Annotated in this window: 12 protein-coding genes; 9 read left to right on the top strand and 3 right to left on the bottom strand. The window is 61.4% G+C overall.

Annotated features, from left to right (window positions below):
* The first annotated feature begins 84 nt into the window (after window positions 1-84).
* The 5 genes from epd to fba all read left to right on the top strand — a co-directional run bounded on the left by epd (window position 85) and on the right by fba (window position 4,309).
* Window positions 85-1,167, top strand: coding sequence for an erythrose-4-phosphate dehydrogenase (gene epd, locus V3H56_RS25405; RefSeq protein WP_042732121.1), 1,083 nt, complete (start codon window positions 85-87; stop codon window positions 1,165-1,167).
* A 24-nt stretch (window positions 1,168-1,191) separates the two neighbouring features.
* On the top strand, window positions 1,192-2,355 hold the full coding sequence (locus V3H56_RS25400; RefSeq protein ID WP_042732122.1) for a phosphoglycerate kinase: 1,164 nt from the start codon (window positions 1,192-1,194) through the stop codon (window positions 2,353-2,355).
* 31 nt (window positions 2,356-2,386) lie between these two features.
* Complete coding sequence (locus tag V3H56_RS25395; RefSeq protein ID WP_338473989.1) at window positions 2,387-2,611, top strand: hypothetical protein; 225 nt, start codon at window positions 2,387-2,389, stop codon at window positions 2,609-2,611.
* 56 nt (window positions 2,612-2,667) lie between these two features.
* Entirely contained in the window at window positions 2,668-3,000 is a 333-nt protein-coding gene (locus V3H56_RS25390) for an MliC family protein (protein ID WP_042732124.1), read from the top strand.
* Window positions 3,001-3,244: 244 nt separating this feature from the next.
* Complete coding sequence (gene fba, locus V3H56_RS25385) at window positions 3,245-4,309, top strand: class II fructose-bisphosphate aldolase (protein WP_003177554.1); 1,065 nt, start codon at window positions 3,245-3,247, stop codon at window positions 4,307-4,309.
* Window positions 4,310-4,430: 121 nt separating this feature from the next.
* Here fba and V3H56_RS25380 read toward each other — a convergent pair whose 3' ends face one another.
* Together V3H56_RS25380 and V3H56_RS25375 are read right to left on the bottom strand one after the other, a co-directional pair.
* Window positions 4,431-5,099, bottom strand: coding sequence for a polysaccharide lyase family 7 protein (locus V3H56_RS25380; RefSeq protein WP_047735888.1), 669 nt, complete (start codon window positions 5,097-5,099; stop codon window positions 4,431-4,433).
* Between the two features lie 330 nt (window positions 5,100-5,429).
* Window positions 5,430-6,098, bottom strand: a complete 669-nt coding sequence (locus V3H56_RS25375) for a polysaccharide lyase family 7 protein (protein WP_042729634.1) — start codon at window positions 6,096-6,098, stop codon at window positions 5,430-5,432.
* Window positions 6,099-6,421: 323 nt separating this feature from the next.
* On the opposite strand from V3H56_RS25375, the gene V3H56_RS25370 reads away from it, so the two are divergent.
* The 3 genes from V3H56_RS25370 to V3H56_RS25360 are packed head-to-tail and all read left to right on the top strand — an operon-like array spanning window position 6,422 to window position 9,391.
* Window positions 6,422-8,545, top strand: coding sequence for an EAL domain-containing protein (locus tag V3H56_RS25370; RefSeq protein WP_338473988.1), 2,124 nt, complete (start codon window positions 6,422-6,424; stop codon window positions 8,543-8,545).
* A 41-nt stretch (window positions 8,546-8,586) separates the two neighbouring features.
* The gene (locus V3H56_RS25365; protein WP_042729636.1) at window positions 8,587-9,090 is read left to right on the top strand and encodes a M48 family metallopeptidase; all 504 of its coding nucleotides are present in this window, start codon (window positions 8,587-8,589) and stop codon (window positions 9,088-9,090) included.
* A 4-nt stretch (window positions 9,091-9,094) separates the two neighbouring features.
* Entirely contained in the window at window positions 9,095-9,391 is a 297-nt protein-coding gene (locus tag V3H56_RS25360; protein ID WP_047735890.1) for a winged helix-turn-helix domain-containing protein, read from the top strand.
* A 99-nt stretch (window positions 9,392-9,490) separates the two neighbouring features.
* On the opposite strand, the gene V3H56_RS25355 is transcribed toward V3H56_RS25360, so the two are convergent.
* Window positions 9,491-9,943 (bottom strand): GNAT family N-acetyltransferase, encoded by a 453-nt coding sequence (locus V3H56_RS25355; protein ID WP_047735891.1) that lies wholly within the window; start codon window positions 9,941-9,943, stop codon window positions 9,491-9,493.
* 262 nt (window positions 9,944-10,205) lie between these two features.
* Between V3H56_RS25355 and V3H56_RS25350 the strand changes: the two genes are divergently transcribed.
* Window positions 10,206-10,943 (top strand): transporter substrate-binding domain-containing protein, encoded by a 738-nt coding sequence (locus V3H56_RS25350; RefSeq protein WP_047735892.1) that lies wholly within the window; start codon window positions 10,206-10,208, stop codon window positions 10,941-10,943.
* The last annotated feature ends 111 nt before the right edge of the window (window positions 10,944-11,054 follow it).

The following is an 11,054-nucleotide window of genomic DNA, read 5'->3' as shown; positions in this document are numbered from 1 at the left end:
TCTCATGTGGGAGCGGGCTTGCTCGCGAAGACGGTGTTCCAGGCGACAGTGGATTGAAGGTCCAATACGGTAATAGAGACCCCCATGCCCCAACCGCGTCCATACAAAGTTGCACTCAACGGCTACGGCCGGATTGGTCGTTGCGTCTTGCGTGCGTTGTTCGAGCGAGGGGCGAAGGCCGGGTTTGAAATTGTCGCGATCAACGATCTGGCCGACATGGCCAGTATCGAATACCTGACACGCTTTGACTCCACCCACGGCCGGTTCCCGGGCGAAGTGCGGGTCGAGGGCGATTGTCTGCATATCAATGGCGACTGCGTGAAGGTCCTGCGCAGTGCCACCCCCGAAGGCATCGACTGGGCGTCCCTGGGCGTCGACCTGGTGCTCGAATGTTCCGGCGCCTACCACACCCGCGAAGACGGCCAGCGTTTTCTCGCGGCCGGCGCGCCCCGCGTGCTGTTCTCCCAACCGATGGCCAGCGAAGCGGATGTGGACGCGACCATCGTCTACGGCGTGAACCAGGATTGCCTGGCGGGCGACGAACTGCTGGTGTCCAACGCGTCCTGCACCACCAACTGCGGCGTGCCGCTGTTGCGCCTGCTGGACCAGGCCATCGGCCTGGAATACGTGTCGATCACCACCATCCACTCGGCGATGAACGATCAGCCGGTGATCGACGCCTATCACCACGAAGACCTGCGCCGTACCCGTTCGGCGTTCCAGTCGGTGATTCCGGTGTCCACTGGTCTGGCGCGCGGCATCGAACGGCTGCTGCCGGAACTTGCGGGGCGAATTCAGGCCAAAGCCGTGCGGGTGCCGACGGTCAACGTGTCCTGCCTCGATATCACGATGCAGACCGTGAGCGATACCGACGCCACCGAGGTCAACCGGATCCTGCGCGAAGCCGCCACCAGCGGCCCGCTCAAAGGCCTTCTGGCCTACACCGAATTGCCTCATGCCAGCTGTGATTTTAACCATGACCCCCATTCGGCCATCGTCGATGCCAGCCAGACCCGTGTTTCCGGGCCGCGGCTCGTGAACATCCTGGCCTGGTTCGACAACGAATGGGGTTTTGCCAACCGAATGCTCGACGTTGCTGAACATTACCTGCAAGCAGCGACGGCGCATTCTGGCCCGCTCAGTGCTTCCAACAAACCTGCTCTCTAAACAGTTACCCAGGAATTGCGACCCATGACCGTGTTGAAGATGTCCGACCTCGATCTGCAAGGTAAGCGTGTACTGATTCGCGAAGACCTCAACGTCCCCGTCAAGGACGGTGTTGTCACCAGCGACGCACGTATCCTGGCTTCGCTGCCGACCATCAAGCTGGCCCTGGAAAAAGGCGCGGCCGTGATGGTCTGCTCCCACCTGGGCCGCCCGACCGAAGGCGAGTTCTCGGCCGAAAACAGCCTCAAGCCCGTGGCCGACTACCTGAGCCGTGCCCTGGGTCGTGAGGTGCCTCTGGTGGTTGACTACCTGGGCGGCGTGGACGTGAAGGCCGGCGATGTCGTGCTGTTTGAAAACGTACGCTTCAACAAGGGCGAGAAAAAGAACGCCGATGAACTGGCCCAGCAATACGCCGCCCTGTGCGACGTATTCGTGATGGACGCGTTCGGCACCGCCCACCGCGCCGAGGGCTCGACCCATGGCGTGGCGAAGTTCGCCAAGGTCGCCGCCGCCGGCCCGCTGCTGGCCGCCGAACTGGACGCGCTGGGCAAGGCACTGGGCTCCCCGGCCCAGCCGATGGCGGCCATCGTCGCCGGCTCCAAGGTGTCGACCAAGCTCGATGTGCTCAACAGCCTGAGCCAGGTCTGCAACCAACTGATCGTAGGTGGCGGCATCGCCAACACCTTCCTCGCGGCGGCCGGTCATCCGGTCGGCAAGTCCCTGTATGAACCGGACCTGCTGGACACGGCCCGGGACATCGCCGCCAAGGTCAGCGTGCCGTTGCCGGTGGACGTGGTGGTGGCCAAGGAGTTCGCCGAAAGCGCTGCCGCGACCGTGAAGCTGATCGCCGACGTGGCCGAAGACGACATGATCCTCGACATCGGCCCGCAAACCGCGGCCAATTTCGCCGAACTGTTGAAATCGTCCCAGACGATCCTGTGGAACGGCCCGGTGGGCGTGTTCGAGTTCGACCAGTTTGGCAACGGCACCAAGGTGCTGGCCCAGGCGATCGCCGAGAGCGCGGCCTTTTCCATCGCGGGCGGCGGCGACACCCTGGCGGCCATCGATAAATATGGCGTGGCCGAGCAGATCTCCTACATTTCTACCGGGGGTGGCGCGTTCCTCGAATTCGTCGAGGGCAAAGTGCTGCCGGCCGTGGAAGTCCTGGAAAGCCGGGCCAAGGCCTGAGGCTGCGTTGACCAGGCAAAGGAGTGTTCTGATGGTCAAGACGTTCACGTTGCTGCTGGCGGCGACGCTGTTGGCGGCCTGCTCCGGCAGTCCGAAGGCCACGCCCCCGGAAGCCGGGACGCCGGCGCCTGAGGAAGGCTGCTACCAGGCCGACTGGCAGGCCGAGACCAATCCGGTGCTGAACAAGCGTTCCGGACCCGACGGCCTGGACAAATACGAGACGCAAACCCCGGCCAAGGAACATGGTTGTCCTTGACGGGTCTGACTCTTAACTCATGGCTGGCGGCGTGCGCCGTCAGTCGAGGAACACGGATGAAAGGCTTGATCGCCGTTGCGGCGTTGGCAGTGCTGGCCGGTTGTGCGCAGTTGGGTTTTTCGGGCGGGGCCGCGCCTGCTACGGGTTGGACGACCTGGACCTGTGACAGCGAGGCCAAGGTGCTTTGGCGCTACACCGATGCCGCCCATCAGGAAGTCGACGTGCGCCTTGGCGGTGCCGAGCAGGTCTACCACCTGAAGCAGGAACCGGGCGCCTCAGGGTCGCTGTACAGCGATGACATGCTGGCGTTTCACGTCAAGGGAGAGGAAGGCCTGGTGTATTGGGTCGCCACCAATGACTTGATTGGGCGTGGCTGCAAGGCCGATTGATTCACAGAGATCCAGTGTGGGAGCGGGCTTGCTCGCGAATGCAGTGGATCAGATTGCATTTTAGTTGGATGTGAAACCGCATTCGCGAGCAAGCCCGCTCCCACAGGGGCCGCTGCAGTTTCGAGCATTTGCTTCACCAAACATCCAGGCCAGGGCCAAGCCCCGACCTGCAATGACTTGAATAGCCGCCGCCGCTCCGGCAGGCTGGCACGATTAACGACCCTCGACCGGGAGAGAGACACACATGGCACTTATCAGCATGCGTCAGATGCTGGACCACGCAGCCGAGTTCGGCTACGGCGTCCCAGCCTTTAACGTCAACAACCTTGAGCAGATGCGCGCCATCATGGAAGCCGCTGACAAGACTGACTCCCCGGTGATCGTCCAGGCTTCGGCCGGCGCGCGTAAATACGCCGGTGCACCGTTCCTGCGTCACCTGATCCTGGCCGCCATCGAAGAATTCCCGCACATCCCGGTGTGCATGCACCAGGACCACGGCACCAGCCCGGACGTCTGCCAGCGCTCCATCCAACTGGGCTTCAGCTCGGTGATGATGGACGGCTCCCTCGGCGAAGACGGCAAGACCCCGACCGACTACGAGTACAACGTGCGTGTTACCCAGCAAACCGTTGCCATGGCTCACGCCTGCGGTGTTTCGGTGGAAGGCGAGCTGGGTTGCCTGGGGTCGCTGGAAACCGGCATGGCCGGTGAAGAAGACGGTATCGGCGCCGAAGGCGTGCTGGATCACAGCCAGATGCTGACCGATCCGGAAGAGGCCGCCGACTTCGTCAAGAAGACCCAGGTCGACGCCCTGGCGATTGCCATCGGCACCAGCCACGGCGCCTACAAGTTCACCAAGCCGCCTACCGGCGACGTGCTGGCCATCGACCGCATCAAGGAAATCCACAAGCGCATCCCCAACACCCACCTGGTGATGCACGGTTCGTCCTCGGTGCCTCAGGAGTGGCTGGCGATCATCAACCAGTACGGTGGCGACATCAAGGAAACCTACGGCGTGCCGGTTGAGGAAATCGTCGAAGGCATCAAGTACGGCGTGCGCAAGGTCAACATCGACACCGACCTGCGCCTGGCGTCCACCGGTGCCATGCGCCGCTTGATGGCGACCAATCCCAGCGAGTTCGATCCGCGCAAGTTCTTTGGCGCGACCGTGACTGCGATGCGTGACGTTTGCATTGCGCGCTATGAGGCGTTTGGTACGGCGGGTAATGCTTCGAAGATCAAGCCGATCTCCTTGGAAGCCATGTACCAGCGTTATCTGAAGGGCGAGTTGAACGCCAAGGTCAACTGAGTCTTTCTGCTTTCGAAAAAACCCGCATTTTTGCGGGTTTTTTTATGGGCGTTGACCTGTAGGACCACCACTCCCTCGCCACGAAGCATCAATGCCTACGAGATGTTAGGAACAGAAAGTCTCAGGTGTTGTGATCGATATCCAACTTGCTGAACGTCACTTTCCCGCCTTCGCTGGTGTAGCCGGTGTTGTCCTGCACATACACGCCTGCCTTGAAATACAGCGGCCTGACTCGCCAGGTTGCGCTGATGGTGGTGTACCAGCTGCGGCCCGCCGCGGTGATGCCCAGGTCGCCGGTGCGGTCAAGGTGGATGCGGTAGGAGAAGGCGCGGCCAAGCTTCACGCCAGTGGCGACGGTGATGACCCGGGCATTTTTGTCGTCGGGGCGCATGCGGACCTTGGCGACGATGTCACCGGTGTCAGTGGCCTCTTTGTACTGGTACTCCAGTTTCACCATGGGTTTGTTGCTGTCTTTGGTATGGATCTGGCCGATCACCACCTTTCCGCTGCTGGGCACCTGGCTGACGGTCAGGGTGGCATTCAAGAAGTTGTCGGCGTCGGGGTACAGCCAATTACGCAAGGTGCCGTCTTTATAGGTTTCCCTCAGCTCGCTGCGCGGGTAGATGGCGTTTTCGGTCTTGGCGCCGGTGACCGGCGCCCAGAAGTAGACGGTACTGCCGTCGGAGTTGAAGTATTTGTTCTTGAACCCGTCCACCAGGCGTGGGGTTTCGATGGTTTTCGGCGGGCTGCCTTCGGGGATGCTCAAGTTCCACGTTGCAAGATCGACCATGCTCGGATCCTTTCTGTACAAAAGAAATGATTTACGCCATAGCCGGAGGCTCTGTGACGCGCTTTTGAAGACACCGGTGGGCGTGCGCGACGGTAATTCTTCCTGTACGCGTTCGGCGGAGGGTTGGCGTCAACGGACCGTCAGAGTGGCATTTGCCGCTTTTGTGCCCGAACGGAATGACCGTTGGTCGATTAATCGCAAAATGGTTGGAACGATGGCCAAGTGGTATCTGTCGCTTTCCACTTTTTGGCAGCTCTTGCTTGAAGAGGGGGCGTATCGACAGGCGTCCGCCGAAGCAGCGCTCCCTGCTGCTTCGGCGCCTGGAGGGGATCAGATCTTGTGATCGACAGCCAGCAGGCTGAAGGTCACTTTTCCGCCTTCGGTGGTGTAGCCGGTGTTGTCCTGCACGTAGACCCCCGCCTTGAAATAAAGCGGCTTGTCTTTCCAGGTCGGGTCGATGGTGGTTCTCCAGTTGTAGCCCGCTGCGGTGATACCCAGCGCACCCTTCTGGTTGAGATGAATCTGGTAGGAGAACCGGCTGTCGAGCTTGACGCCGGTCGCAATGATGATGACCTGCCCTTCCTCGTCGTCAGGACGCATGCGGACCTTGGCGACGATGTTGCCGGTGGAGGTCTTCGTCTTGTACTGGTATTCGAGCTTCACCATGGGGCTGGTGCTGTCCTTGGTATGGATCTGACCAATCACGATCTTGCCGGTGCTGGGTACCTGGTTGACCATCAGGGTCGCCTTCAGCGAGTTATCCGCTGCCGAATACAGCCAGTTACGCAGGGTGCCGTCGCTGTAGGTTTCGCGCAGCTCGCTGCGCGGGTAGATCGCGTTGGCGGTCTTGGTGCCGGTCACCGGGGCCCAGAAGAATAGTGTGCCGGTTTCGGCGTTGAAGTATTCGTCCTTGAAACCTTGTGCCAATCGAGGGGTTTCGATGGTGATGGCCGGGCTGCCTTCAGGAATGCTCAAGTTCCAGGTGTTGAGATCGATCATGTTCGGATCCTGCGTAACGGTTCAATGTTGCACGCCGCATCAGGGAGGCTCTAGCCCAGGCCTTTGAGGCGTATCTATAAAAGTCAGGCAGGATGTTTTCGAGCGCTGCCCGGCGGATGGTTGACGTCAAATGTCCGTCGAAATCCGTCTTTGCAGGTTCTATGCCTGAGGAGGGTGACCGTTAGTCGGCTATTTCGGGCTTTGTCTGGATGATGGCGTGATGACACCTACTGCTTTTCAAAATCCCGGTCTAGAGTGAGATCTCAGTATTTGTCCGCTTTACTTTGTGAAAAACGGACGTGGCGCCTGATAAGAGAAGCAGCATGGAATGCGCGCAACCTACGCTTGGCGAAGACAACTCTGTCCTTTTGATTGTTGATGACTACCCCGAAAACCTGCTCAGCATGCGAGCGTTACTGCAGCGTCAGGATTGGCAGGTGATGACGGCGGCCTCGGGTGTCGAGGCCCTCAACCTGCTGCTCGAACACGACATCGATCTGGTGCTGCTGGATGTGCAGATGCCCGACATGGACGGTTTCGAGGTGGCGCGCCTGATGCGCGGCAGCCAACGCACGCGGCTCACGCCGATCATCTTCCTGACCGCCAACGAACAATCCCAGGACGCGGTGATCAAGGGTTATGCCAGTGGCGCCGTGGATTACCTGTTCAAGCCCTTCGACCCGCAGATTCTCAAGCCCAAGGTCCAGGCGTTGCTGGAGCACCAGCGCAATCGCCGAGCCTTGCAGCGCCTGAGCCAGGACCTGGAAGCGGCCCGGGCCTTCAACGCTTCGGTGCTGGATAACGCCGCCGAAGGGATCCTGGTGGTGGATGAGAGCGGCTGCATCCGCTTCGCCAATCCGTCCACCTGCCGACTGCTCAACGCAACGGCTGAGCAGTTGCAAGGGCTGCCGATGCTGGATTTCCTGCAAAAACCCCACATTCCCGATTGGGCCGATTCCGATATCTTCGCGGCCTATTGCCGTGGGCAGACCTTGCGCCTGCACGATGCCGTATTGCGCACGGCGCCGGGCCAGCAGGTGTCGGTGGCGTTGTCCTGTGCGCCGCTGCCGGCAGAGCAGAAGGCCATGGTGGTGACACTGCAGGACATGTCGGTGGTGCGTCACCTGCACCAGCAACTCGAATACCAGGCGGTCACGGACCCGCTCACCGGCTTGCTCAACCGGCGAGGGTTCTACCAGACCGCGGAAAACCTGCTGATGCGCAGCGAGCGACTGGAAAGCAACTGGGTGCTGCTGTACCTGGACCTCGACGGCTTCAAGCGGGTCAATGACCTGCTCGGCCATGACGCCGGCGATCGGGTGCTGCGCTGGGTTTCGGAACAGTTGAAGGCGTGCCTGCGGCCCTTCGACATCCTTGCCCGCCTGGGGGGCGACGAGTTCACCGCGCTGCTGGACCTGGAGTTCCCGGAGCAGGCGGCCAAGATCGCCGAGAAGCTCATCGAGCGCGTCGCGATCTGCCAGCAGATCGAGGGCATGGACGTGGCGCTCGGGGCCAGCATCGGCATCGCGACGTACCCCGACTGCGGCGCCAACCTCGATGGCCTGCTGCGTGCCTCCGACATTGCCATGTACGAAGCCAAGCGCGCCGGTCGCCAGCAATACCGTTTTTACGATCACGAAATGAACGGTCGAGCCCGTTCACGGTTGATGCTCGAAGAAAGCGTGCGCTCGGCCATCGAGAACCGTGAGTTCAACCTGGTCTATCAACCCCAGGTCAGCATCGGCGACGGGCGCATCCGCGGCTTCGAGGCGTTACTGCGCTGGCAGCATCCGAGCGTCGGCGACGTGCCGCCCGGGCTGTTCCTGCCGTTGCTGGAGGAGGCGCGGTTGATCAGTCGACTGGGCAGTTGGATCTACCATCGCAGCGGCGCCCAGCGCAAAGTCTGGGAGCGCAGGTTCCCGGACGACCTGGTGCTGGGGGTGAGCCTGAGCAGCACCCAGTTCGGCATGCCCAACCTGGTGACCGAGCTGCGCCAGGTGCTGGAGCGCCATGCCTTGAAGCCCCGGCAACTGGAGGTCGAGGTGACGGAAGATGCGCTGGTGCGCAACCCCGACGAAACCCAGAAGCAACTGCGGCTGCTGCGTCACCTCGGGGTGCGGGTGGCGCTGGATGATTTCGGTTCGGGGCCGTGCTCGCTGGTGCACCTGCGCGACCTGGAGCTCGACACCCTCAAGCTCGACCGGCACCTGATCGCCCGCCTGCCCGGTTCGCCGCGGGATGCGGCACTGGCCGCGTCGGTGATCGAGTTGTGCCTGCAGCTGGGCTTGCGGGTGATTGCCGAAGGGGTGGAGACCGCCGAGCAGTACCAGTGGCTCAAGGACCATGGCTGCGAGTTCGTGCAGGGCTTCCTGGTGGCGCGGCCATTGGTGGCCGACGACACCGATGCCTTTGCCGAGCCGTTCGACTGGAGCGCGATCAGGCACTGAATTCGCTACACTGGCGACCTCTCTCACACTGTTGCCGCCCGATGACCGCGCTCAAGTACCTCCAGGCCTATCCGCCCGCCCTGCAAGCTCAGGTGCAGCAACTGATCGCCCAGGATCGCCTGGGCGACTACCTGCAACAGCGCTATCCCGAACGGCATGCGATCCAGAGCGACAAAGCCTTGTATGGCTACGCGCTGGAGCTCAAGCAGCAGTACCTGCGTAATGCGCCGGCCATCGACAAGGTGCTGTTCGACAATCGCCTGGACCTGACCCACCGCGCCCTCGGCCTGCACACTACCGTTTCGCGGGTGCAGGGCGGCAAGCTCAAGGCCAAGAAGGAAATCCGCATCGCGGCGCTCTTCAAGGAGGCGGCGCCGGAGTTCCTGCGCATGATCGTCGTGCACGAGCTGGCGCACTTCAAGGAATCGGACCACAACAAGGCGTTCTACCAGCTCTGCGAGCACATGCTGCCGGGCTATCACCAATTGGAATTCGACCTGCGGGTGTACCTGACCTGGCGGGACCTGCAACCTCACAAGGAATGATCGGATGGATGTCAGCAAGACCAAGACCAGCTTCTACCGGCGCTTGTACGTGGCTTACCTGATCGACAGCGGCGTGGCCAGCAGCATTCCCGCGCTGACCGAGGTCACCGGGATGCCCCGGCGCACGGCCCAGGACACCGTGGCGGCGCTGGCGGACCTGGACATCGTCTGCGAGTTCGAGCAAGCGCAGGGCGCCCGCCATCATGCCGGCTCTTATCGGATTCGCGATTGGGGAGCGATCGACCGGCGGTGGATCGAGGAGAATCTGCAGCAGATCAAGACGGTGCTGCAATACCCCTGAAGAGGGTGGGTATCAGGGCTGACGCCTGCGTGGGCAAGCCCGCTCCCACAAGGGCGCATGCATTCCAATGTGGGAGCGGGCTTGCCCGCGAAGACGGCCTCAAGGCCTGTGCATGCCAATGTGTGGAATCCCATCCTCCAGGTATTCCACCCCCACCGCCTCGAACCCATACCGCCCGTAGTACCCCTGCAAATGCGCCTGGGCCGATAACGAGATCGACGTGCCGGGCCAATGCTTCTCGGCCTGCTTGAGGCCCTGCTCCATCAGCGTATGGCCCAGGCCCTTGCCTCGTGCCTGCGGCGCGATGATCACGCGGCCGATCACCACGTCGCTGTTCTGCGAGTGCGGATCGAGCAGGCGAAGGTAGGCCACCAGATGGTTGTCCTGCCAGGCCATCAGGTGGCAGGTGTCGCCTTCCAGGTCGAGGCCGTCGACGTCGGGATAGGCGCAGTTCTGCTCGACGACGAACACCTCGGCGCGCAATTTGAGGATGGCGTACAGCTGTTCCTTGCTCAGGTCACTGTGATGTTTGCAGACCCAGTCGATGTCCATTTTTTGAATTTCCTGAAAAACCTGCTGCCGATATTAAGCGGGCTGCCCCGGGAAGTCTCTTTCCTTGGGCGACTGGAAAAAATTGTGATAGAGGCCAAAATGCCATCATTGGCCTGTCGCGCTGTTGTCTTCTTTGTGTAATCTTCGACCCAGCCCTGCGCAGCGGTTTCAATGAGCTAATGTTAGGACCGGATATCTTAGGGATCGCCTTTGAGTTTCGGCTAAAAACAAACCGGGATTTGAACCCGTCAAGGATGTTGGCATGCCGCGATTGCATCGAGCTCTTGCTTTGGTCGGGTTGCTGTTGCTGAGCCATAACGCCTGCGCACAAAAGTTGCGTCTGGTCGCCGATGGTTGGCCTCCTTTTACCGACGCCACGCTGGTCAACGGCGGCCTGGCGACCGATATCGTCAGCACGGCCCTGGCGCGGGCGGGGTATGCCACCGACTTCGAGCAGGTGCCCTGGGCCCGGGCCATGCTGGGCATCGGCGAGGGCCGCTACGATGTGTTGATCAACGCCTGGTACAGCGAGGAGCGCACCCGCATCGGCCAATTCTCGGCCGAGTACCTGCTCAATAGCGTGCGTTTCATCAAACGCAAGGACATCCCCATCGAATACGACGACTTGCAGCAACTGCACGTGTATCCGATTGCCGTGGTGCGCGGTTATGCCTACTCCAAGGCATTCGATGAAGACCCGCAGATGCAGAAGGTTCCGGTCCACAGTTTCGCCATGGCGGTGCGCATGTTGGCCGCCGACCGGGTCAAACTGACCTTGGAAGATGAGTTCGTCGCCCGTTACTACCTGTCTCGCGAATCCGCCAAGGTGCGCAACGCCGTGGAGTTTTTGCCCAAGCCGTTGAGCGAAAACAGCCTGCACATCCTGGTCAGCCTGAAGAACCCGGAGCACGAGCAGATCGTGGCGGGGTTCGATCGTGAGATTGCGGCGATGAAGGCCGATGGGAGCTATGAGCGAATATTGAAGCAGCACGGGATGTGAGCGGGATGTGAGCAGTTTGCGTGCCTGCGCCGGCCTCATCGCGAGCAAGCTCGCTGCCACAGGGGAACGCATTTCAACGTGGGAGCGAGCTTGCTCGCGAAGGCGACCGTC

Source organism: Pseudomonas sp. MS646 (assembly GCF_036693845.1).
Classification (GTDB): domain Bacteria; phylum Pseudomonadota; class Gammaproteobacteria; order Pseudomonadales; family Pseudomonadaceae; genus Aquipseudomonas; species Aquipseudomonas chlororaphis_E.
The sequence above is the reverse complement of the archived record's forward strand: the minus strand, read 5'-3'. Positions and strand labels throughout refer to the sequence as shown.